The organism is Pseudomonas alkylphenolica (genome assembly GCF_016009175.1).
Lineage (GTDB): Bacteria > Pseudomonadota > Gammaproteobacteria > Pseudomonadales > Pseudomonadaceae > Aquipseudomonas > Aquipseudomonas alkylphenolica_B.
The window spans coordinates 57333-81581 of the sequence record NZ_JADUCM010000022.1 but is presented as its reverse complement, the minus strand read 5'-3'; the positions used below and the strand labels follow the sequence as shown (position 1 = coordinate 81581).

The window sequence follows — 24249 nt, the reverse complement described above, 5'->3', positions numbered from 1 at the left end:
CAACCGGGCGCCGCAGCGCCCGCTCGGTTCATGGCCGCTTATGGCAGCGGTGGGTTGTTCCAGCGCTGGACGGTGACGATCAGGTGGCCTTCGCCCTGTTGCCCGCCGTCTTCCAGTTTGGCGATCACCTTCAGGTTGCCCGCGTTGTTGGTCATCATCCGGCGCTCGGGGTTGGGACCTGCGCCACCGGGTACGAAGATGCCGTTGTCCTGCATCTGCCCGGCGAACTTGACGTCCTCGTCTTCTTTGGCACGTTCGTTGTAGGGCTCTACCGACCACTGTGCGGGCAGATAGCCGATACGCAGCGGCTCACCCTTGGCATCTTTGCCCCAGGCCTCGGCCTCGAAGCGGCCCTGCACTTTCGGTGTGCTGCCGCCGTTCTCGCCGATACGGGCAATGGAGAAGGCCGGCACCACTTTGACTTCCTCGACTTTGTCGTAGACCGTCAGGTTCACGCCTTTCAATGCGCCCTGGCTGACCTCGCGCACACCCGGCGCGGCATCGGCGGCGGCTCGCGCCTTGACCCGCACCTCGTTGGCGCTCGACGCCAGTACCTGGGTAACCTCGATACCTGCACCGAGGTCCGGCTTACCCGTCAGGCCGCTGCCGACCAGGGTCAGTTCTGCTTCGCTGCCGGCCTTTATGAAGGACGGCTGCACGGCCAGCAGACGGGCCTTGCCCTCCTTCGCCGCGGTGAAATCCAGGCCACGTTCGTCATGGTCTGCCTCGAACATGCGCCCTTTCATCTCACCGTCGAGTGCAGCAAACACCTGGCGCATCGTGGTGTCGCCGACCTTGACGTTGCCCCGCCATTCGTAGCCGTTGTAGAGGATCGCCGAGCCGCTGCCCTGGAACGGCGTGCCGTCGGCGTAGCTGCCCTTGATGTCGACCTTGAAACCGTCGCCCTCGGCGCTGCCTACGGTCATCACGCCGCGCACATCGCCCTTGGTCAGCATGTGCCCGCTGAAGCTCCACTGCCCTGCCAGCACCTCGGCTTTGGGTCGCGCCTTTTGCCAGTCGGCCCAGGCCGGGGTCTCCAGTGCAAAGCGCTTGGCCAGCTCCGGCACCATCTCGTTCAGGGCAATCGGCAGCCAGTCGCGGTCGCGCGACTGGGCCTGGTATTCCAGCGAGGGCCATTGGCCAAGGTGGAAGTTGACCAGGTGCTCCCACTCTTTGGCCGGACGACGCTGCAGCGCAACCCGTGCCCCCGAGTGGCAGCGGCCGCAGGTCTCGCTGAGCTTGGCATCGAAATGCTCGACGGTATTGAGCCGGCGTTCCATGGCGTAGCGCACGCCTTCTGTTTCGCTGGGCGCCAGGCCTTGCCGGTCGGCGAGGTACTTGACCAGGGTGCGACGGTCATCATCGCTGATTTTCAGGCCATGCATGGTCTGCATGCGGCCGATACTCATCAGCCAGCCTTCCGGTGTTTTGCGCTGGTGGCTGATGCGGCTGTAGGTGTCGTTGCCTTCCGGCAGGTGACAACCCATGCATTTGTTCTGCAGCACACTGGGGCCGGTTTCAGCGGCCTGGGCCTGGGTGCACAGCAAGGAAGCGGCGGCGATCAATGCCAGGCTGCTGGTATGTCGCCGGAGTCGAGTCATTCTCAAGGTCAGACCTCCACGGTGTTGTTCTTATCGTTCTTGCACGCTGGGTGCCGTAGGTGCTTCTGCACAGGACCAATACAGGAACTGTGCCAATCTATGCAAAGTCTTTATTTTCAATAAGTTAAGCAACTCTTGATGATGTAAGCATGGGGCCGGCATTCATACCCGGCGTCTAAATTTGCGACAGACCGTTGCACCTTGAGACAACGCCTTTGCTTACTCTCAGCTTAGGCCAGCGAGACGATGTACCACCGGTGTCTCATGCCGTCTCAAAGTGCTACAACCCGGCCTGGAGCAATGTGCTGTTCTGTTAAGAATTTTCTGTTCTATATCAACGCGTTAAGCGTTTTTAACGACCTTGGCATGGTGGTTGCGAAAGTGCCCTGCACATCCAACGACAAGAGGCGTCGCCCCCATGCTTTCGACACTGCCCATCCTCCCCCGTACCCAGGCTTTTCTCGAGCGCAAACTGAAGATGCGCATCGGCGCCGACTGGCAGGATGCAAAGAGCGGCAACACCATGAGCTTTCGCAACCCGGCCACCGGCGAGGTGCTGGGTGAAGTGCCCTGTGCCGACAGTGATGACGTCGACCGTGCCGTCCAGGCCGCCCGCGCTGCCTTTGATGACTCGGCCTGGAGCCGCATGCGTCCACGGGAGCGGCAGAACCTGCTGTGGCGCCTGGCTGACCTGATGGAGCGCGACGCGCAAGAGCTCGCCGAGCTTGAATGCCTGAACAACGGTAAAAGCGCCGCTGTGGCCAAGGTCATGGACGTGCAACTGGCCATCGACTTTCTGCGTTACATGGCCGGCTGGGCGACCAAGATTGAAGGCACGACCGTGGAGCCTTCACTGCCATTGATGCCCAACGACCAGTTCCACGGTTTCATCCGTCGCGAAGCGATCGGTGTGGTCGGCGCAATCGTCGCCTGGAACTTCCCGCTGCTGCTGGCGTGCTGGAAACTCGGCCCGGCCCTGGCCACCGGTTGCACCGTGGTGCTCAAGCCTGCGGACGAAACCCCGCTGACGGCACTGAAACTGGCCGAACTGGTGCAGGAAGCCGGTTACCCGGACGGTGTCTTCAACGTAATTACCGGCACCGGCCTGGTCGCTGGTGCCGCCCTGACCCGCCACCCGGGCGTGGACAAGCTGACCTTTACCGGCTCCACCGAAGTCGGCAAACAGATCGGCAAGGCGGCGATGGAGAACATGACCCGCGTGACCCTGGAGCTGGGCGGCAAGTCGCCGACCATCGTCATGCCCGACGCCAACTTGCAGGAGGCTGCTGCCGGCGCTGCCACGGCGATCTTCTTCAACCAGGGCCAGGTGTGCTGCGCCGGGTCGCGCCTGTATGTGCACCGCAAGCATTTTGACAACGTGGTGGCCGACATTGCCGGCATTGCCAACGGCATGACCCTGGGCAATGGTCTCGACCCGAAGGTGCAGATGGGCCCGTTGATCTCGGCCAAACAGCAGGACCGGGTGACCGGCTACATCAACCTCGGGCGCGAGCTGGGGGCGACCATCGCCTGTGGTGGCGAAGGTTTTGGCCCGGGTTATTTCGTCAAACCCACGGTGATCGTCGATGTTGACCAGCGTCATCGCCTGGTTCAGGAAGAGATTTTCGGCCCGGTGCTGGTGGCCATGCCTTTTGATGACCTTGATGAAGTCGTGGGCCTGGCGAACGACAACCCGTACGGCCTTGGTGCGAGCATCTGGTCCAACGACCTGGCGGCAGTGCACCGCATGATTCCGCGGATCAAGTCCGGTTCGGTGTGGGTCAACTGCCACAGCGCCCTCGACCCGGTGCTGCCGTTTGGTGGCTACAAACTTTCGGGGGTTGGCCGGGAAATGGGCGCGGCGGCAATCGAGCACTATACCGAGCTGAAATCGGTATTGATCAAGCTCTAACGCCTACCAACGTCGCGGGCAAGCCTCGCTCCTACAGGATGGTGGTGTAAATCCGTAGGAGCCAGGCTTGCCGGCGAACCAGGCGCTGCGGTGTGCCTGTTGCATCGCGTTATCGTTCTTCGCGGGCAAGCCCCGATCCTACAGGATGGTGGTGTAAATCCGTAGGAGCCAGGCTTGCCGGCGAACCAGGCGCTGCGGTGTGTCTGTTGCACCGCGTTATCGTTCTTCGCGGGCAAGCGCCGCTCCTACAGGTCGCGATAGCCCTGGGTGGCAAGCCAGGCGCGCAGCATGGACTGCTGCGCGACCGGTCGGTTGCTCAGCAACGCTTCAAGCGGCTGCCCGGCCTGCAGGCCATGCACCAGCGGCGCCAGCTCCACGCCCTGTACGTGCCAGATGCCCAACGGCTGGTCCGGGCCGACTACCACCTCGGCTTCATCAATCAGCCCGTCGCGAATCACCGGACGGCGGTCGACGTGCAACTGACGGAAATCAGCCGCCGCATGAATCGGCTGGTCATCCGGCCAGCTGCGGCGCGGCGCCCAAAATGGCAGGTCGATGCCGCGTTGCTCCTGTACATAGAAGTCCCGACCAATCCGCGCAAAGCGCAAAAACAATTGCTCGATGCGCTCCTGGTGGAAGCGCTTGGCCAATGCCGCACGCTGCGGATGACGCAGCAAGGTGTTGATCACCGCCGGCGCCTGCAACGCCGACGACAAGGACTGGAAGATGCCATTACCGGATAAGGGATCCACCGCCATTGCAGCATCACCTACCCGCAGCCAGGTATCACCGACACAGTCCCCTGCCAGAATCGCCGTGCTGCTGCGCGCATGCAATTCAGCCAATACCCCGACATGCTCACCGAACAATTCGCAGGCCAATGCCGACTGCTGCCGGCGCTGCGCGCAATACGCGGGGAGCTGCGCACGTGGTGGCAGGCTGGCGGCGCTGCTGTCGAGGGTGATCTGCCAGTAGCAACGGCCATCGGCCAGGCGCGCCATCCACGCCCAGCCATCGTCGAGGCTTTCCACGGCCGACAACGGTACACCCGCATCCCCCTGCCAGAGGTTGAGCAGGCTGACACTTTCCGGACCGCGCAAACGGTTGGCCGTCAGCGGTGCCTGGCGGCCACGGGCCTCGACCAGGAAGTCGGCCTGCAGTACCTGCCCGCTGTCCAGTACCACACGGTGCCCGTGCGTATCACTGTCAACGTCGCGAACGCGGCCTTCGATCACCGTCACACCGGCTTGGTGCAAGTCTTCCCGCAGCGCCCGGTCAAACAGCTGCCGGTCGAGCAGATATTCCTGATTGAGTTGCTGACGGGTGCCGTTCCAGTCCACCCGCCGCCGTGCCGGAACTGCCGCCTGCTCCAGCGCCCGGCTCCGCCCGGCATGGCGCATGCCTTCAAGCACGCGCGGCGACACCCCTTCCCCCGCCGAAAAACGCCGCCACTCTGACACTACCTCAACGGTATAGCCGAGGCGTCGCAAGCCCATGGCGGTCGCGCCCCCGGCGGGGCCTGCGCCAAGAATGACGATACGTGGTTCAGCCATGCACACCTCTGCGGCGCTCAGGGCCGGTAAACGCCGCCTGTTCGCGCAGGTAAGCGAGGAGTTGTTCGCGACTGGCCCCGGGATGCTCGCGCCAATAGGCGCAGAGTTGGCCGCTGAAGGCGGCACAGGCAAGGCTGGCACCGGCGGGCCCATCGCGTTCACCCACGGCAGCACCGAAATCTGCCTGGGCCGTGTCCAGCCATGACCACTGCCCTTCACGCAAACGGGCATCACCGGTAATGCGCAGCACGCCCGGGTAGCTGGCCGGGTACACCGGCGCGCCGCGTGCCGGGCTCGACGCACACAGCAGCACGCCAGCTTCCTGTGCCTCGGCGCAGGCCTGGCGCAGCACCGGTCGATCCTGCGCCAGGCCCAGGCTCAGGTTGACCAGGGTCACGCCCTGCTCCACCAGCCACAGCAACGCTGCGCTGACCTGCAACACCGAGGTAGCGCCCCGGCTGTCGAACACCTGGGCCATGCTGACCGCGACGCCGTCGGTTTGCTTCAACAGCCGCGCCAGCACGGCACTGCCGTGGCCCAGGGTATCGGCCTGCAGTTCACCTTCACACAGCATGCCCTGTTCCAGCCAGAAACGCCGACCACCTGCCAGGTGCCCGGCCTGCTGCGCCGTACAGCCCGAATCGATCACCCCCACGTGCAGATCATTCGCCATGACGCAACGACTCCTGCCACACCGCTTGCAGGCGGCCGTTTTCAAGGTGCAGGTGCAGGTCGGCATCCGCCAGGGTGCTGGTGCGGTGGCTGATGAGGATGCGTGTGCGCCCGGCGAACAGCTGGTCGATGGCGGCGATCACTTCGCGCTCGGTGGCTTCGTCCACCGCCGAGGTGGCTTCGTCCAGCACCAGCAGGCGCGGGTCCTGAAGCAAGGCCCGGGCAATGGCAATGCGTTGCTTCTGCCCGCCCGACAATTGCTGGCCGCGCTCGCCCAGCTGGCCGTCCAGGCCCAACGGCAAGGCGTCGACCAAGCCCTCCAGACGGGTCAGGCGCACCACCCGTTCGAGGTCTTCGCGGCTGGCCTCGGGCACGCTGTAGGCGAGGTTCTGCGCCAGGGTACCGCGAAACAACACGATGTCCTGGCTGACCACGGCGATTTGCTTGCGCAACGCCAGCAGATCCAGCTCACGCAGGTCGGTGCCGTCGAGCAGGATGCGCCCCTGGTCCGGATCATAAAAGCGCTGCAGCAAGTCGATCAGCGTCGACTTGCCGACGCCCGAGGCCCCACTGATGGCGACCTTGATCCCGGCCGGTATGCAGATGTCGACACCACCAAGCACCGTGCCCAGGCGCTGTTCATGGGCAAAATGCACCGACTCCAGGCGCAACTCGCCGGGCCCGACAGGCATCGGCGCAGGCGCTGCGGCCTGGTGTACACCGACAGGCTCCTGCTTGAGCTCCATTACCCGCCCGAGGCTCACGGCCATGCGCTGCACCGCCACATACAGGCCCAGCAGGCTCTGCACCGGCCCGACGGCCATACCCAGGTAGGTGGAAAAGGCGATCAACGCACCCAGTTGCCAGGTGCCCTGAATCACCCAGTAACCGCCGACCAGAAACGCACAGGCGCGACACAGCGAGGTCAGCGTGCCCGGCACCGCCTGGGTGAAAAACTCGGTGACCTGCACCCGCAGCAACTGGCCCATGTAACCCTGCCCCAGGCGCTCCAGGCGTTCGGATTCGCGGCGTTGCTGCCCGGCCGCCTGGATGAACTTCATCGCCGGCAGCGTCTCGACCATGAACGACGAGACATCGGCAGAGCGCTCGCGCAGGCTGCGCACTTCACGCTCGACCTTGCGCCGCATCCAGCGCAGCCACAGCACTTCGATGGGAATCAGCAGCGCCAGCAACAACGACAGTTGCCACGACAGCATCAGCATCAGGGTCACTGCGCCAATCAGGCCGATCACGCTGGACACCGCCGCGAACAACGAGTCCACGGCAAAGCGCTGAATCTCGGCAACGTCACCGTCCAGGCGCGAAAGGATGTCGCCGATACGCTTGCGCCCATAGAACGCGGGCGACAGCTGTTGCAGATGGCGATACAGGTCGTCGCGCAGGGCAAACAGAATGCGCCCGGACAGCCGCGTATGCAGGTAGCGGTTGACGCCCGACAGCAACATGCCGGCGATACCCACGGCGATCATGATCGCTGCCATGTGCCACAAAACCTGAAAGTCTTTGGCCAGCAGGCCCTGGTCGATCAGGGTCTTGACCAGCCAGGGTTGCACCAGCACCAGCAAAGAAGCGGCGAAAGACAGCCCCAGCAACACGCCAACCGCGCGCCAGTGCGGGCGCACAAAACTGTACAGCCAGGCCAGCGCGCGACGCATCAGCTCCGGGTCGGATGAGTTGACCAGCCTGAGGAAAATACCACCCATCACCGGCCCCTTATTCGCGCAGCTGCTTGAGTTTTCGGTACAAGGTGGCGCGGCTGATGCCCAAGGCGTCCGCCGCGGCCGAGACGTTGCCCTGGTGACGAGCCAGCGCGCCGCGGATCAGTTCCACTTCGTTTTCGCGAATGCTGCCGCTTTGCTGCGCGCTGCCGTTGAGCTCATCGAGCAGGCAATCGGTCAGGTGTTCCAGACTCAACTGCTGTTCGTCCGGCTCGCGCATGGCCAGCGCCGAGCGCAGCACCATTTCCAGCTGGCGGATGTTGCCGGGCCAGTCGAAGTTGCCCAGCAGCTCGCGCAGGCCTTTGTCGAGGCTGACACCTTCGGCGCCGAACTTGCCCAGCAGGCTGTCGATCACCTCGTTGAGGTCGTCACGGTCACGCAAGGCCGGCAGCTGCAGGCTGACACCATTGATGCGGTAATAGAGGTCTTCACGGAAATGCTGGTCGAGGACCAGGCGCTTGAGGTCGCGGTGTGTTGCGCAGATCACCGCGACATCAATGGCTTGTTCCTCGCCGCCCCCCCGCGGCGCGACCCGGCGCTCTTGCAGCACCCGGAGCAAACGCGCCTGCAGGGCCAGCGGCATGTCGCCGATTTCGTCGAGGAACAGGGTGCCGCCATGGGCCTGGGCGAGGCGCCCGACCATGCCGCCACGGCGTGAACCGGTGAACGCCCCTTCGCGATAGCCAAACAGTTCCGATTCGATCAACCCTTCCGGGATGGCCGCGCAGTTGACCGCAACAAAGGGTTTGTCTGCACGCGCGCTGGCCTGATGCAGCGCGCGGGCGACGACTTCCTTGCCGGTGCCCGTCTCGCCGAGCAGCAGCACCGGCAGATCATTGTTCAAGCCACGCTGGGCCATGCGCAGGGCGCGGGCCAGGCGCGCATCACTGCCTGCCAGGGCGTCGATCTGCGCAGGTTTTGGCGCCGGCAATGCCTTGCCGGCTGGCTGTGAAGCCCCCATGTTGGCACGCCGCGGAAGGTGCACGGCGCGGAAGAAAAATTCACCCTTGGCAGTCTGCACGCTGCTGACCCGGTCGGTCCACAAGCGGGTGAGGAAGGTTGCCGTGCGCTCGCCCATCAACTCGCTGCACCGCCGGCCTATCAACGCCGGACGCAACAGATGGAGCAGTTCGCAGGCGCGGTCGTTGGCCGCCAGCACCTCGCCATCAAGGCTCAGGGCCAACAGGCCGTGCCAGGCACTGCCGAGAAATTGTGGACGGCTATGGAAAGCCAGCACCAGTTGTTCGGGGTAGCACAAGCCGAACAGGCGGCTTTCGATGTTGCTGGCCGCCAGAATCAGCGTTGCCAGGTTGTCTTGTGGCTGGGCCATGACGCCTTCGCGGGTCAGGTCAAGCACGCCGATCACGTGCCCCTGAGGGTCGCGCAATGGCACCGAGGTGCAGGAAAACGGACTGAGCCGATCGAGGTAATGCTCACCGCAGTTGATCAGGGTTGGCCGCCCTTCCACGACGGCGGTACCGATGGCGTTGGTACCACGGCTCGACTCGCTCCAGCAGCTGCCCGGATGCAAATCGCGCAATCCCACCTGGTTGAGCTCGGCGGTCTGGCCGCCAATCGCAAGGATGTTGGCCTGGGCATCGCCGAGGATGATCATCGCGCTGTTGCCATGGCGATTGACCAGGTATTCCATTTCAGGGGTAGCGGCGTCGATCAGCAGCCGGTTGCCGTCGAGCAATGCCTGCAGGCGGTGGCGTGCATCCAGCTCGACCTGCTCGTCTTGCAGGCAGTTGAGGCCGTATTCCAGGCTGCGCCGCCAGGAGGCGTCGATTTCGTCACGCAGCATGCCCTGGGGCAAGGCGCCCTCGCTGATCAATTTCAGGCGAACCATTCGCGAGGCGTGCACGGGGTCGGTCGTATTTGTTATTGGTATGTGTCGCGGCATGTCTCACTCCAGCGTGCTTTCTCCAGCGCTCTGCTTTTAAAAGCAAATGTCGACTTCTCACTGCTGATGCGATTGCTCCATCACCGCTGACTTTACTCTAAATTCCTCCGCTTCCACACTGCACCATTACCTGTCGCCGTGTCGGTGCAGGCCAAGCCCCGACACGGCGATCTTTCTGCTTGCCTGGGCGATTGAATCAGATGGCCGGTTTGGCCTCAGGAAACTGCCAGCTGCCGTCCAGCACCTGGGCACGCGGTTTGTACAGCCGGGCCATGTAGTTCCAGCCCGGTGTAATCGGCAGGCAGTTGCTGGTGCCGCTGTCACAGCCCCCAAACTGCACGACGATACTGCCATCGCTTTCGCGCTTGGCGGTTAGGTTGTTGAGGGTGTAGCGATTGAGCGGGTTCGGTTCGAAATAACCGGCGGCGTTGTACACGCTGATCGACCAGAACGCATCCACCGGCACATCCTTGACGGTCAGCTGGTAGCGGATAACGCCATCATTCCGGGCGGGCGATACATTGAGGTAGAACGCATCCCGTTCCTGGTTGCCGCCCCAGGCCGAGGCGCTGCCGATAAAGTGCCGTACCGGGTCGACTTGCGCCGGTGTGCCGAACATCCTGCGCGAATCCGGCACCGTTGCCGCCAGCAACAGCAGCGAATTGCGTACGGCATCGAGGCTGGCAGTGTCCCATTGCGGTACCTCGAAACGCCCCGGCCCACCTGCTTGCTCTACCTTGATCCGGTCTTGGAGGGCATGGCCGATTTGCATGTCGCTGGCGGATTGCGGGTCGACCAGGGTACGCACGCCCAGCAGCACATAGCGCGTGCCGACCGATTCTCGGCTGAACTGATAGTGGCCAGGCGCGTAGGCCACCCCTTGGGTGTACTGGTCTTCGTTGATGGCCATCAGCGAGAAATACCGCTGGCCGGCATCCGGCAGAGTCACGGTCACCGGCCCGGCATCCAGGTCGAACACTGCTGATGAGTACAGCGTGTCGCGGTTCGGACGGATGACTACCTGGGTGGTGACCGGTACCAGTTCGCGGTTGTGCACGAAGTTGCCAAAGCCGCCCCGGGCAACGACCCGGCTGAAGAACTTGTGTGATTCGGCGCGGACAAAGTTATCCGCGGTTACCCGGGTGCCGCTGACTGCAGGCTCTGCGGCCAGGCACACGGGAGCGATCAGGCTGAGCATAAGCAGGTAAGTGCGTAACGAATGCATGGTTGCCTCCTTTGACTGGTGATGGGTCAGTCGATGCGTTGAACCTTCGGTGCTTGCCAGCGACCGTCGAGGGCCTCAGGCTTGGGCCAGTACAGGCGGCCGGCCAGATAGAAAGGCCCATCCGGTGCGGGCAACCAGTTGGCCACAAGCGCCCTGTCAGGTTGCTCATGCTGGATGTACAGGGTCACTCCGCCGTCGGCATCCCGCTTGAGGTCGCCCAGCATCGGCGAGTTGATCAGGTAGCGGTTCAACGGGTTGGCCACCAGCAGGCGCTTGGCGTCGTACAGGGTCAGCGACCAGAACGCATTGACCGGCGGCAGCTGACCAGGGGCAAAGCGCAGGGTGTACCGGTGCTGCGAGGCATCGAGCTTGTGCCCCTGGGCATCCAGGTAAAACGGCGGGTACAGCGTTTCTTCACGGTCGTTGCCATACAGGCCGGTGACCGTCGCACGCATGCGGTACAGGTAGTTGTTGGCCAGGTACTCACGGCTGCCCAGAAAGCGCGACGTCGACACCTCGCCGCGCGCCACCTGCTGGCCCAGCGCGTCGAAGTCCTTCCAGGCGTCGGCGATGCCCGCGTGGATCGCTGCACGGATGTCCTCAGGCCAGGCCTGCTCCTCAAAGGTCAGGCCAGGGCCGATGCCCAAGGCCGCAAAGGTCTGCATCAACGCCTGTTCCGAGGGATGGATCGGCGACAGCCCGAGGACAAAGTTCAACTGATTGAAGAACGCCAGGTCAGTGCGCTCGGCCTCTGCGCTGAGCGGCACGGGAAAGTTCACGGCGGGGGCGGCCGCCGGCGCCGGCTGTCCGAGGTAGGCCGAGAGCGGCTGCACCTTGTAGCCGGCCTGAACCTTTTTCACGTTGTCCAGATCATTCGGCCCGCGCAACTGGGTACGGTAGAAGACAAAGGCAAATCGGGTTTCGGAGCGCAACACCCGGTCGATGCCCGGCGGCACGCTGCCGTGCCAGTCGGGGCCCGCAAGCAGGAACGTGCCGCCGCCGTTGCCCGTGGTGCGGCTGCCAACGTAGCCGAAGTTGTACGTGTAGGCGTCAACGAATTGCGCCGAGTAATAGCGCCCGTCCTTCACTGGGGGCATCGTCAGCACCAACGGCTCCGTGCCAAGGTCGGCGCCCAGTTGCGAGTACGGGGTGTCGGCATTGGGCGTCGGGTAGGCCTTGTCGTCCGGGGTGTAGATGCGCGCGGTGTTGTGCAGGGTGTTCCACGGCGCTTTGAATTCGGGGTGCTGCCGGTCCTGAAAATAGGTGTACTGCACCCGGTAATGGTCCACCAGCGGAAAACCATAGATATAGGCTTGCTTGGCAATGCTGCGGGCCTGGGCGGGCGTCAGGCTGTCGGCCAGCGTCAGCGGTGCCTGGCTGAACAGGATCAGCATGGCCAGCAGGAGGAAGCGTCTTGTTGTCATCAGGGTCACCGGGTACTCCTTGTCGTGATGCAGGGGCGCCGCGGCAGGTCAGCGCGGCGCAGGGTCTTCGATGGGCTGCCATTCATTGGCCAGGCGTGCCGCTTCGCCATCGGGGTGATACGCGTGGCAGGTGCCGATCACCCAATGGCCGGGCAACTGGTAGTCGGGGTCGCGGCGGGCACGCTTGCGTTGCTGCATGCGCATCAGCGGCGCCAGGGTCTGGATCGCGGTTGTTGCCATGGGCCCCAGCAGTTCGGTGAGGTGCGTACAGCCCTTGATACCCCCTACCCGCTCGGCAACGCGCTTTCTGAAACCGGGGCCGATGCTCACCCCCACCAAGGCCGAGTAGGCGCGGTTGATCTGGCTGCACACCGGTGTCGGCGCCTGCTCCGACACCGCGGTAAGCTGCTGGATGACCAGCGAGCGGTCGACCGTCATGATCACGCGCATGTAGTGCAGTACGCCGTTGGCCGGGATCGTGCCGTAGGGGAACTCGGTGTCTACGCCCTTGGTGTCGAGCAGACGCCCTTCGATATCAAACAGTCCGTCGTCACGCTCAAAGCCTGTGCACACCACCTGGCGGGTATGCAGCAAGCGTCGCTTGGTTGTCAGGGTCATATGCACTCCGCACAGGCGGCGCACCCAGGTGCGCCGCCGCGTTTTCAGACGTTGCCCAGGCCACCGCCGCAGACCAGCACCTGGCCGCTGACGTAATCGGACTCTGGAATGCAGAACAGGTACACGGCGCCGGCCGCTTCCTCGGTGTTGCCTGGCCGCCCCAGCGGAATCATGCTTTTGGACTGCTCGACAATGGCCGGGCTGATGCCGACCTTGATCTCGCGGCCTTCGATGTTGATGTAGTTCGGATCGCCCTCGACCGGCTGGGTCTGGCGGGTTTCGATATGGCCAAAGGCGACGGCGTTGACGTTGACTTTCATTCGCCCCCACTCCTTGGCCAGGCACTTGGTCATGCCCAGCACGCCGGCCTTGGCGGTCGAATAGTTGACCTGGCCTGGGTTGCCACCCGCCGACGTCGAGGCGATATTGACCACTTTACGGTTGACCACGCGGCCCTCGGCGGCTTCTTTCTTGGCCATGGCACTGATGATCGGCTGCGCGGCGCGCAGGATGCGGAACGGTGCGGTGATGTGGCAATCGATGATGGCGTACCACTGCTCATCACTCATCTTCTGGATCACGTTGTCCCAGGTGTAGCCGGCGTTGTTGACGATGATGTCGATGCCGCCGTAGTTATCGACGGCGGTCTTGACGAAGCGGTCGGCGAAATCGACCGCGGTGACACTACCGACGCACGCTACGGCGTCGCCGCCGGCGGCGCGGATCTCGGCGACCACTTCTTCAGCGGGGCCGGCGTCGAGGTCGTTTACCACCACGCGCGCGCCATCGGCGGCGAGCTTCAGTGCCACACTGCGGCCGATACCACGACCGGAACCGGTCACCAATGCAACTTTGCCTGTGAGTTTACTCATGGGGGATAGTCCTTGTTTTTATAGGTTCAGGTCAGCGCCACGACGGCTTCGCCAACCAGTTTGTCGTCGCCGTATTGATTGGCGCAGCGGATTGCCAAGCGTACACGCCGTTCGCCCTCGACCTCGAAACTGTCGATGACCCTGGCGGTGCAGGTGGGCACGTGGCCCAGTTGGGTGATGCCGGTAAAACGCACGGACAGGCTGCGGATCTGCTGTTGCGCCACCCATCCGGTGAGTAGCCGCCCCAGGTAGGCCACCGACAGCATGCCGTGGGCAAACACATCGGGCTGGCGCGCCTTGCGGGCAAAATCCAGGTCGATGTGCACCTGGTTGTGATCGCCCGAAGCGCCGGCGTACAGCGCCAGGGTGGTGCGGTTAACCGCAGGTAAGGTCAGCGCTGGCAGTTCGAAACCAACCTGCACGTCGCGCCATTGCATGGGGGTCATTGCCGGCTCCTCAACGCTGTACCAGGGATGAACGGATGTCGGCGACATGCACGCCATCCTGATTGGTCACACGGGTCTGCTGCACCACGAAGGTCAGCGCCCCGCCCTTTTTCTCGTAGACGTCCAGCACTTCGGTGGCAAAGGTCAGCACATCACCGGCGTAGGCCATGGCGTGGTAGTCGAACGCCTGCTCGGCATGCAGGATGCGCCCCAGGTCAAAGCCAAAAATGTCCTGGACAATGTGGTCGGTATCTCGCCCCTCAGCCTCCAGGCACATCAGGAAGCTGGGAGGGACCGGTAGCGACCGGTGCCCTGCAGCCATGGCTACGGCTTCATCGGTATACAGCGGGTCGGTCTCGCCAATGGCCTTGGCAAAAAAGCGCAGGCGGCCTTTTTCAACGTCGCAGGTGGTGACACCCAGTGAACGGCCGATCAGATTTTTGTCTGCCATGTCAGGTCGTCCTGTCAGTTCCTGAAGTTGCGCGCCCAGGCAGGCGCGCAGTTTCGTCAGCCGCGCCCGAACAGGGTCACGATGCCGGCGCCGCCCAAACCCAGGTTGTGCTGCAGGGCGTGGTGCAGGTTGGCTACCTGGCGTTTGTCGGCGCTGCCGCGCAGCTGATGGGTCAGCTCGTAGCACTGGGCAAGGCCGGTCGCGCCGAGCGGGTGGCCTTTGGACAGCAGGCCGCCGGACGGGTTGATCACCACCTGGCCGCCGTAGGTGTTGTCGCCATCCATCACGAACTTCTCGGCGCCCCCCTCAGGGCAGAAACCCAGGCCTTCGTAGGTCAGCAGTTCGTTGTGGGCGAAGCAGTCGTGCAGCTCGCAGACACGAATCTCGTCGGGGCCGACACCGGCCTTTTCGTAGACTTCGGTAGCGGCCTGACGGGTCATGCCGACACCGACGATGCTGATCAGCGACGCTGGCTCGAAGGCGTCCGGCTGGTCGGTGACCAACGCCTGGGCAAGGATGCACACGTCGGTGCGCAGGCCATGCTGTTTGGCGAAGCGCTCAGAGACAACGATGGCTGCGGCGCCACCGCAGGTTGGCGGGCAGGCCATCAGGCGGGTCATCACGCCCGGGAAAATGACCTGGTCGGCCATCACTTCTTCAGTGGTCACCACTTTCTTGAACACCGACAGCGGGTTGTTCGCAGCATGGCGGCTGGCCTTGGCGCGAATGGCCGCGAAGGTTTCCATGCGGGTGCCGTACTTCTCCATGTGCTCACGCCCGGCGCCGCCGAAGAATTTCAGCGCATCGGGCATGTCACGGCCTTCGGGGAAGATCGCATCGGCCACTTCATGGCCCTTGCCGTAGGTGATCGGGCGGTCGAGCCAGTGCGACTTGAGCGCGCCAGGCTGCATCTGCTCGAAGCCAAAGGCCAGGGCGCAATCCACCGCCCCGCTCTCCACCGCCTGGCGTGCCAGAAACAGCGCCGTGGAGCCACTGCCGCAGTTGTTGTTGACGTTGATCACCGGAATGCCGGTCAGGCCGACCTCATACAGCGCCGACTGACCACTGGTGGAGTCGCCGTAGACGTAGCCTGCGTAAGCCTGCTGCACCTTGCGGTAGTCCAGCCCCGCGTCTTGCAGTGCCTGACGAATGGCCTGTGCGCCCATCTCGATGTAGGTACCGCTCTGTCCAGGTTTGGCAAAGGGAATCATGCCGACACCGGCAACAAATACTTTCTGCGACATCACGTTCTCCAGGGTGAGTTAACAAGGCTCGCAACATTCGCCGCTGGTTGAGAGCGACCGCGGCAAACCGTTTTTCGATGGTCACGTAATGCACCGCGCTAACGCCCCCTCGGGTGGAGGGGGTGCGGGCAGCGGGGCAGCGCCCGCGTCAGACCAATGGTGGGGGTATCCCCCCCCACGCGAGGGGGAGGCCCTCGAAGCGTCGGCGGTAGCGTTCGCTGGCAGTTCACCCAAACAACAACAAGATCTCAGGGGTAACCAACACGTGACTTTCGCAAGACACCCAAGCCCTCAACGACGCGCCCCCGCCGGGCAGGTCGCGTTCCGCCCACACCTGCTGGCCCTGGCGGTTGCCCTGGGCACCTGCGCCAACGCCTATGCCATCGACTTCCAGATCGGTGAAATCGAAGGTCAGTTCGACTCCTCGCTGTCCATCGGTTCGAGCTGGGCAGTACGCGGGCCGGACCCAAAGTTCATCAACGCTGCCAACACCCTGGGCCTGCGCGGTGAGTCGGCCACACGCACCGCCGACGACAACCGGCAGAACTTCAAGAAGGGCGAAACCTTTTCGAAGATCTTCAAGGGCGTGCATGACCTGGAACTTAAGTACGGCGAAAGCGGCGTGTTCGTGCGCGGCAAGTACTGGTACGACTTTGAGCTCAAGGACGAACACCGGCCGTTCTACGACATCGACGACCGCGGCCGCGACGACCTCGCCAAGTCGTCGGGCGCCGAGTTCCTCGACGCGTTCATCTACCACAACTACACCCTGGGCGACCTGGCCGGTAACGTACGCCTGGGCAAGCAGGTGGTGAGCTGGGGCGAAAGCACCTTCATCGGCAACTCGATCAACAGCATCAACCCGATCGACGTGGCGGCCCTGCGCCGTCCGGGTGCCGAGGTCAAGGAAGGCCTGGTGCCGGTGAACATGTTCTACCTGTCCCAGGGACTGTCAGAAAACCTCAACGCCGAAGCCTTCTACCAGCTGGAGTGGGAGAACTCGGTGGTCGACAACTGCGGCACCTTCTTCGGCTCCGACCCCCTGCCCCAGGGCTGCAACGACCGCCTGGTGTTTGCCGGCCCCGACCTTGCGCCGGGCGTTGCGAAGAACACCGCGACGGCGGCGCAGATCCTGGGCGGGCGGGTGGTGGACAACGTCTACATGCCACGCCTGGAAGACAACGACGCGCGTGATGGTGGCCAGTACGGCGTGGCCCTGCGCTGGTTCGTGCCGGAACTGAACGATACCGAGTTCGGCTTCTACGCCATGAACTACCACAGCCGCTCACCGTTCCTGAGCTTCAAGCAAACCACCACGGCGCCGATCACCGCTGCCCAGCTGGCGGCCCTGCCCGCGGCGGCCAGGCAGCTGGCGGCGGTGCAGAACCAGTTTGACCGGGTGCGCTCGGCCCGCTACCTGGTCGACTATCCGGAAGACATCCGCCTGTACGGCGTGAGTTTCCAGACCACCCTGGGCGCAACCTCCGTCGGTGGTGAAGTCAGCTTCCGGCCCAACATGCCCCTGCAGATCAACACCGCCGACCTCAACCTGGCGGCCCTGCAGTCCACCGACACCGACCTGCGTACCCAGACCTCGCCAGTGTTCACCAGCGGTGAAACGGCCCAGGTGCTGGGCGGCGACCTGCCGGGCTACAAGCGCATGCCGGTGATGCAGGCACAGATGACGGCAACGCAGTTCTTCGACCAGATCTGGGGTGCCAGCCGCCTGACCCTGGTCGGTGAAGTCGGCTACAACCGCATCAACGGCCTGGGCGACGCCGATGGCACCGACGTGCGCTTTGGCCGCAGCCCGGTGTATGGGCCTGGCGAGTTTCCGGGCAACCAGAACGCAACGGTCTGCGCCACCAGCACCAACCCCCAGAAAAAATGCAACAGCCATGGTTTCTACACCACCGATTCGTGGGGTTACCGGCTGCGCGCCAAGCTCGACTACACCAACGTGATTGCCGGTATCAACCTCTCGCCGAACCTGGCCTGGTCGCACGACGTCGACGGCTGGGGGCCGAACTTCGAGGAAGGTGCCAAGGCCGTCAGTGTCGGCGTGGATGCCGACTACATGAGCACTTACACCGCGAGCCTGAACTACACGGACTTCTTCGGCGGTGAATTCAACACCAGCACTGACCGGGACTACGTCTCGCTCAGCTTCGGCGTCAACTTCTAAGCCGCAACCGACAGAGGGTATTCACATGAAAGCAAACATGCTCATCACGGCCTCAACGCTGGCACTCTCGCTGCTGGCCAGCAGCGTCATGGCCGCTGTCAGCGAGCAGGAAGCGGCGCAACTCGGCACGGCCCTGACGCCACTGGGTGCACAGAAAGAAGGCAATGCCGATGGCAGCATTCCGGCATGGACCGGTGGCCTCAAGCCCGGCGCGGCCGCCATCGACGCCAAGGGCTTCCTTGGCGATCCGTTCAGTGGTGAAAAACCGCTGTTCACCATCACCGCCGCCAATGTCGAGCAGTACAAGGACAAGCTGACCCCAGGCCAGCTGGCGATGTTCAAGCGCTACCCGGACAGCTACAAGATCCCGGTGTTTGCGACGCACCGTACCGCGCGTGCGGCGCCAGAGATTTATGCCGCCGCCAAGAAGAGCGCCGTCAACGTGCAGCTGGTCAATGACGGCACGGGCCTGACCAACTTCGCCGACTCGCGCTACTACGCCTTCCCGATCCCTAAAAGTGGCGTCGAGGTCTACTGGAACTACGTCACCCGTTTTCGTGGCGAGAACGTCGAGCGCTGGTCGACCCAAGCCGTGCCTCAGGTCGATGGCGCCTACACCATTGTCGAGACCCATGACCAGAACAGCTTCCCGCAGTACATGGACGGGGTGAACCCGCAGGAAGCGAAAAACATCCTTTATTACTACATCTTCGCGGTCAACGCCCCGGCGCGCCTGGCCGGCACCGTGTCGATGGCCCATGAAACCATCGACCAGGTCAGCGAGCCCCGCAAAGCCTGGACCTACAACGCCGGCCAGCGCCGCGTACGCCGTGCGCCACAACTGGCCTATGACGCTCCTGGCCTTGCTTCTGACGGCATGCGCACCTCCGACAACGCCGACATGATGAACGGCTCCCCGGACCGCTATGACTGGAAGCTGATCGGCAAGAAAGAAATGTACATTCCCTACAACAACTACCGCTTGCAATCGCCCAGCCTGAAGTACGCCGACATTGTCAAACCCGGGCATATCAACCAGGACCTGACCCGTTACGAGCTGCACCGGGTGTGGCATGTGCAGGCGACCTTGAAGGCTGGCGAGCGGCATATCTATGCCAAGCGTGACATGTACTTTGACGAAGACACCTGGGTGCTGGCCGAGGTGGACCACTATGACGGCCGTGGGCAGCTGTGGCGCGTGGGTGAAAACTACACCTACAACCACTATGACAAGGGCCTGAATGCGCCGGCGGCGCAAGGCTTCTATGACCTGCTGGCCGGGCGTTACATTGTCGCCACGATGAGCAACGAATCGAAGCTTGCACCGCAATACGGTGGCCGTACCAAGCTGGCTGACTTTACCCCGGCGGCCTTGCGCAACGCAGGCATTCGCTAACCTCCCCCAGGGCTGCTTTCGCAGCCCTTCTTTTTTTCTACCCTAGGGGCTGCTGTGCAGCCCATCGCCGGCGCTGCCGGCTCCCACACTGAGATCACCTGCTTTTTGGGGAGCTGTGGGAGCTGGCGCTAGCCTGCGATCGAGCGCGCAGCGGTCGTATTCCAAACGCATAAAAAAGCCGGTCACAAGGACCGGCTTTGTCTATTGCACTACGCCCTACTCAAACAGCACCTTGCAACGGCTCGCGCCCCAGCCCTCGATCGCGTTGTGATAGCGATCCTCGATCTGGCTACGACGAATCTTCAAGGTCGGCGTCAGCAGCGCATTGGCGATGGTCCAGGGCTCACTGACTACCACCAAGCACGCCAGCTGTTCATGGGGCTCGAACTGGCTGTTGACGTCTGCGAGGAACACTTCAAGCTCGGTGACGACCTTGTCGCGGCCGTCGGCAGTCGCCAGCGCAGCGCGGGTATCGGGCGAGACATTGAGCAATGCCAACGGCTGTGCCAGACCAACGCCAGTAACGCACGACGCCTCGACCCGAGGATGGTTGCCCAGCTTGGCCTCGATCGGTACTGGCGCGACGTATTTGCCCTTGGCAGTCTTGAACAGTTCCTTGACCCGCCCGGTAATACGCAGTCGCCCTTGTTCATCCAGTTCGCCACGGTCGCCGGTACGGAACAGGCCGTCGGCGGTATAGCTTTGCGCAGTCAGTTCAGGAAGCTTGTAGTAACCGAGCATCTGCGCCGGGCTTTTCACCAGGATTTCATTGTCGTCACCAATCCGACACTCAACCCCCGGAATCACCGCGCCGACGTAACCCACCCGGACCTGCCCCGGCAAGCTGAAGTGCGACGTGCCGAAGTTCTCCGACATGCCATAGCCTTCGAGCAGCTCCAGGCCAAGCTGGCGGTACCAGGCCATGACCTTGACCGGCAACGGCGCAGAGCCGGACAAGCCGGTATGCACCTGGTCCAGCCCCAGCACCGAGAGGATCTGCGCCTTCATCAGCGGGCCTTCCACCGGGTCGGCGAACGTCGTGGCCTGGATGTGCGGATCGATCTTGTCGTTGATGCCCTGGTAGAACTTGCCCCACAACCGTGGCATCGACAAAAAGATGGTCGGCCGTGCACGGCGCAAGTCTTCGGTAAAGGTCTCCAGCCCCAGGTTGAAAAACACCCGGCAGCCGCTGAACAGCGACACCGCTTCCACCACCGCACGCTCGGCGGTATGCGCCAGCGGCAAGTACGACAGCAGACGGTCACTGCTGCTGGTGCCCTTGCCGTTGGCGTACATGCAGCCGGTTACCGCCGGCGCGGCATACATCGCGCCGAAGCTGTGCATCACGCCCTTGGGATCGCCGGTGCTGCCCGAGGTATAGATGATGGTGGCAAGATCCTCAGGCGCAGGCAACGCCACGGTTTGCAGCGGCGCCGTGGACTCAATGATCTGCGCCCATGGCATGCCTTCGCCAGCGCTGGACTGGGGCAGATCGATCAGCGGCAGATCGTCCGGGATCGCGGCACGCACCGCTTTCCAGCCAGCCTCTTCACCTTCCAGGCGGCCGACCAGCAGCAAGCGCACTTCTGCGTGTTTGAGCACGTAACGCACAGTATCGGCGTTGGCGGTGGTGTACAGCGGCACACTGACGTGCCCGGCCATCCAGATGGCCAGGTCGGCAATGATCCAGTGCGCGCTGTTCTTGGCATACAGGCCAATCGAGGACTTGGCCGGCAGGCCGAGCGTTTGCAGGTAAGCGGCCACGCGCCGCGCCTGGTCACCGACCTGACGCCAGCTGTAGTCCTGCACACTGCCATCGGGCAAGGGTTGGGTCAGGTAGATCGCATCGGGTGTACTGCGCTCCCACTCGAGGAAGCGATGCAACAGGGTTGTCTGATTATTGTTGTTGTTCATGGCACATCCTGCATCTGAAGGGTGGTGCTCCACCTGGTGAAAGTGTTCTGTTCTAAGCGTTTCCTGCTGTAGCTGAACGCGAAAATTCAGTCGCGCTGATAAAGGGTGGTGATTACCGTACCATCAGGGCCGGCCTGATGCTGCAGGGCGATGCGGGCGTTGGCAACCTGTCGCCGACCGGCGTTGCCGCGCAACTGCTGGACCAGCTCGATACATTGCGCCAGCGCACTGGCCGCCCCGGCCTGCCCCAGTGACAGCAAACCGCCGCCAGGGTTGACCACCAGGTTGCCGCCATAGGTGTTGTCACCTTCTTCGACCAGCTTTTCGGCGCTGCCTTCGCAGCACAAACCCAGGGCCTCGTAGAGCAGCAACTCATTGAGTGTGCTGCTGTCATGCAACTCGCACACGGCAATGTCCTCAGGGCCCCTGCCCGTTTGCTCATACAACTCGCGGGCGGCGGCGACATGAATGTCATAACCGGTCTCGGCAAAAGGCGATGCCAGCTCGGCACCGAGTACCTGCCGGGGTGAAACACAGGCCTGGCCCAAGGTGCGCACAAGCGGGCCACTGCCCTGGCGGCGCGCGAATTCACCTGAGCACAGTACTACCGCCGCAACGCCCACCGTCGGCCAGGCCCATTGCGGCCGGGTCAGCGGCTCGGCCAGCATTGGCGCCTCGAGTACTTGTTCCAGGGTCATGAGCTGGCTGAACGCAGCCTGCGGGTTGTACGCCGCGTGCTGGCGCGCCTTGACCGCGATCATCGCAAAGGTTTCGCGCCGCGCCTGATAGCGGGCCATGTATGCCCGTGCAGCGATGCCCATGGGTTCCACCGCAGGCAGCACTGTACCCTGACCTTGCACGCCGAGTACCAGAATGGCTTCGGCTTGCCCCGCCAGAATGGCCTGATGTGCACATGCCAGCACCAGACTGTTATCGGTGTGATCCGGGAATTCGTGGCGTAGCGCTACCCCCTGCATCCCGCACCGGTCGAGGGCACGCTGCAAAGTCGCGCCTTGAGGCAGGTCCGACGCTGCATAAATCGATGTCAGGCTGCTGGCAGGCAACCCGGCATCGACCAACGCCTGCCGGGCCGTAGCGCCGACAAGGTCGTCCATGTCCGGATACACCCTGGCCGGCCTGAAGGGGGACATTCCTACGCCAATCACATTGACGCAACGTTGCATCGTGCTCTCCTGAAAATGCGAAGCTGCCGCTACCAGTCCCGGCTAGCGGCAGGCGGCCGTTGATGGCCGAGGGTTAGCCCGGGACGGACTCGAACAGTTCCACAGCACCGTTTTTCAGCACAATCACGTCACGCTCCACCGCACGCATCTCAACGATGATGCGCGTGGCAGACTCGCGCCACATGCGGGTTTCCAGGGTGTCGCCCGGCATCACGATCGAGGCAAAGCGGGCACGCACGCTTTTGAACAGGCGCGAGTCGTTGTCACAGAACGCCTTGATCACATGACGGCCGAGGTAGCCGAAGGTGCACAGGCCATGCAGGAACGGCTTTTCGTAGCCGGCCTTGGCGGCGTAGTCCGGGTCGACGTGCATCGGGTTCCAGTCGCCGCACAAGCGGTACAGCAAGGCCTGGTTGACGTCGGTCTGGTCAGCGAGCACCGCATCCGGCACGCGCGCCGGCGGCACGTTGATCTCCTCGCTGGCAACCCGCTCAAGGCCGGCACCCGGCACGCCCGGGTAGAAACCGGTGACCTCGTTATAGAACAGCGGCGTGCCGTGCTCATCGGTGGTTTCGATGGCCAGGACGCTCACCGAGCTCTTGCCTTTGTCGATGGCGGACTTCAGGCGCATGGTGTGCTTGAGCTTGGCCTTGGGCGGCAACGGGCGGTACATCACGGTGTACTGCTCGCCATGCAGGCCCTTGGCGAACGGCAGGTTCAAGCCTTCAAGCTGTGGCTCGCCGGACTTGGCAGCACGCAGGAACACTTCGGTTGCCGGCAACACGGCCATGGTCGGCAGCACGCGGAAGTCGTCACCGGTGAACTCGTTGACGTACAGCAGTTCGGTGCGGTCCAGCGGGTCTTTGGCGGCGCCGACGGCAAGCGCATAGAGCGCCGCATCGTTCTGGTCATATTCGGTTTCGAGGTAAGACACGGCATTGGCCGCCACTTCCATGTCGACGAAGGCGTTACCGCCCTTGGCCGGCGACGCCATGCGCGCGAACAGCTCGGTGAAGCCTTCGCCACCATTGCTGTGGTGCACGCTGTGCTCGTCGAAGCGGGTAATGCGCTCCCAATTGTCACGCACCAGTTCCGGGCTGAGGGTGTTGGTGTGCAGCAGGCGGCCTTGCGAACGCTCCCAGCGGTACTTGGCGTGGAAGCCGCCGCCGACTTCGTACAGACCGCCGGTGTCCTGGCATTGCTCGCTGCACAGCCAGCCCACCAGCGGCGCAACATCGTCGACTTTCAGTTTGTCGTGCAGCTCTTCAGGGAACAGGCCGCTGGCGATGACCATGCGTGAGGCGGCGATCGGCGCGATGGTATTGACGCGGATGTTCTTGCTCGCGCCTTCAAGGGCCAGCGAGCTGGCAAAACCGATCAGCCCGGCCTTGGCGGTGCCGTAGTTGCACTGGCCGAAGTTGCCGTAGATGCCGGTGCCCGAAGCGGTCATGACGATCCGGCCGTAGCCTTTTTCGCGCATGATCGGCCACACCGCGTGGGTCAGGCGGAAGGCGCCTTTGACGTGCACGGCCTGGATCAGGTCCCACTGTTCTTCGGTCATCTTGTGGAACGAGGTGTCGCGCAGAATGCCGGCGTTGTTGATGAGGATGTCGACGGTGCCAAAGGCTTCCAGCGCGGTGGCGACGATTTTCTCGCCTTCAGTGACCGAATGATGGTCGGCCACTGCTTCACCGCCCAGGGCACGGATTTCGGCCACTACAGCATCGGCGGCAGCACTGGAGGCACCCAGACCATCGGTGCTGACACCGAGGTCGTTGACCACCACTTTGGCGCCGCGGGCACCCAGCAACAGCGCGTGGGCACGACCCAGGCCGTTGCCGGCGCCGGTGACAATGGCGACTTTACCGTCAAAACGAATTTCTTCAGACACGTGTGCACTCCTATTGTTA

General features: G+C 63.4%; 18 protein-coding genes. 3 read left to right on the top strand and 15 right to left on the bottom strand.

All coding sequences use genetic code 11. From position 1 onward, the window contains the following. Positions 1–38 precede the first annotated feature (38 nt). Positions 39–1607 (bottom strand): quinohemoprotein amine dehydrogenase subunit alpha, encoded by a 1569-nt coding sequence (gene peaA / locus I5S59_RS18270; protein WP_232239835.1) that lies wholly within the window; start codon positions 1605–1607, stop codon positions 39–41. Between the two features lie 412 nt (positions 1608–2019). On the opposite strand from peaA, the gene I5S59_RS18265 reads away from it, so the two are divergent. Beyond that, positions 2020–3513, top strand: coding sequence for an aldehyde dehydrogenase family protein (locus I5S59_RS18265; protein ID WP_197877864.1), 1494 nt, complete (start codon positions 2020–2022; stop codon positions 3511–3513). Positions 3514–3758: 245 nt separating this feature from the next. On the opposite strand, the gene I5S59_RS18260 is transcribed toward I5S59_RS18265, so the two are convergent. The 11 genes from I5S59_RS18260 to I5S59_RS18210 all read right to left on the bottom strand — a co-directional run bounded on the left by I5S59_RS18260 (position 3759) and on the right by I5S59_RS18210 (position 15660). Continuing rightward, a complete protein-coding gene (locus I5S59_RS18260) occupies positions 3759–5066 on the bottom strand; it encodes an NAD(P)/FAD-dependent oxidoreductase (RefSeq protein ID WP_197877863.1) in 1308 nt (435 codons plus the stop codon). After that, complete coding sequence (locus I5S59_RS18255; RefSeq protein WP_197877862.1) at positions 5059–5739, bottom strand: peptidase S8 and S53 subtilisin kexin sedolisin; 681 nt, start codon at positions 5737–5739, stop codon at positions 5059–5061. The genes I5S59_RS18260 and I5S59_RS18255 overlap by 8 nt, the downstream gene beginning before the upstream one ends. Then, complete coding sequence (locus I5S59_RS18250; RefSeq protein ID WP_197877861.1) at positions 5729–7462, bottom strand: ABC transporter ATP-binding protein; 1734 nt, start codon at positions 7460–7462, stop codon at positions 5729–5731. Before I5S59_RS18250 ends, I5S59_RS18255 begins: the two co-directional genes overlap by 11 nt. A gap of 10 nt (positions 7463–7472) precedes the next feature. Beyond that, a complete protein-coding gene (locus I5S59_RS18245) occupies positions 7473–9380 on the bottom strand; it encodes a sigma-54-dependent Fis family transcriptional regulator (protein ID WP_197877860.1) in 1908 nt (635 codons plus the stop codon). Between the two features lie 196 nt (positions 9381–9576). Continuing rightward, entirely contained in the window at positions 9577–10605 is a 1029-nt protein-coding gene (locus I5S59_RS18240; protein ID WP_197877859.1) for a DUF1254 domain-containing protein, read from the bottom strand. 26 nt (positions 10606–10631) lie between these two features. Then, on the bottom strand, positions 10632–12029 hold the full coding sequence (locus tag I5S59_RS18235; RefSeq protein ID WP_197877877.1) for a DUF1254 domain-containing protein: 1398 nt from the start codon (positions 12027–12029) through the stop codon (positions 10632–10634). 48 nt (positions 12030–12077) lie between these two features. Beyond that, positions 12078–12647: a DUF2889 domain-containing protein gene (locus I5S59_RS18230; protein WP_128325402.1), complete on the bottom strand. Its 570-nt coding sequence runs from the start codon at positions 12645–12647 to the stop codon at positions 12078–12080. Between the two features lie 44 nt (positions 12648–12691). Beyond that, a complete protein-coding gene (locus I5S59_RS18225; RefSeq protein WP_197877858.1) occupies positions 12692–13519 on the bottom strand; it encodes an SDR family NAD(P)-dependent oxidoreductase in 828 nt (275 codons plus the stop codon). Between the two features lie 26 nt (positions 13520–13545). Beyond that, positions 13546–13965 (bottom strand): MaoC family dehydratase, encoded by a 420-nt coding sequence (locus tag I5S59_RS18220; RefSeq protein WP_197877857.1) that lies wholly within the window; start codon positions 13963–13965, stop codon positions 13546–13548. 10 nt (positions 13966–13975) lie between these two features. Next, on the bottom strand, positions 13976–14416 hold the full coding sequence (locus tag I5S59_RS18215) for a MaoC family dehydratase N-terminal domain-containing protein (RefSeq protein WP_197877856.1): 441 nt from the start codon (positions 14414–14416) through the stop codon (positions 13976–13978). Positions 14417–14472: 56 nt separating this feature from the next. After that, entirely contained in the window at positions 14473–15660 is a 1188-nt protein-coding gene (locus I5S59_RS18210) for a lipid-transfer protein (RefSeq protein WP_197877855.1), read from the bottom strand. Positions 15661–15925: 265 nt separating this feature from the next. On the opposite strand from I5S59_RS18210, the gene I5S59_RS18205 reads away from it, so the two are divergent. Continuing rightward, entirely contained in the window at positions 15926–17845 is a 1920-nt protein-coding gene (locus I5S59_RS18205; protein WP_197877854.1) for a DUF1302 domain-containing protein, read from the top strand. A gap of 25 nt (positions 17846–17870) precedes the next feature. Next, positions 17871–19241: a DUF1329 domain-containing protein gene (locus I5S59_RS18200; RefSeq protein WP_197877853.1), complete on the top strand. Its 1371-nt coding sequence runs from the start codon at positions 17871–17873 to the stop codon at positions 19239–19241. Positions 19242–19457: 216 nt separating this feature from the next. Here the strand turns inward: I5S59_RS18200 and I5S59_RS18195 are convergent, their stop codons facing one another. The 3 genes from I5S59_RS18195 to I5S59_RS26595 form a co-directional block, all read right to left on the bottom strand. Then, positions 19458–21155 carry an AMP-binding protein gene (locus I5S59_RS18195; RefSeq protein WP_197877852.1) on the bottom strand — a complete coding sequence of 566 codons (1698 nt, stop codon included), beginning with the start codon at positions 21153–21155 and terminating at the stop codon, positions 19458–19460. Positions 21156–21241: 86 nt separating this feature from the next. Next, complete coding sequence (locus I5S59_RS18190; protein ID WP_232239834.1) at positions 21242–22270, bottom strand: thiolase C-terminal domain-containing protein; 1029 nt, start codon at positions 22268–22270, stop codon at positions 21242–21244. Between the two features lie 142 nt (positions 22271–22412). Beyond that, entirely contained in the window at positions 22413–24230 is a 1818-nt protein-coding gene (locus tag I5S59_RS26595; RefSeq protein ID WP_197877850.1) for an SDR family oxidoreductase, read from the bottom strand. Between the last annotated feature and the right edge of the window lie 19 nt (positions 24231–24249).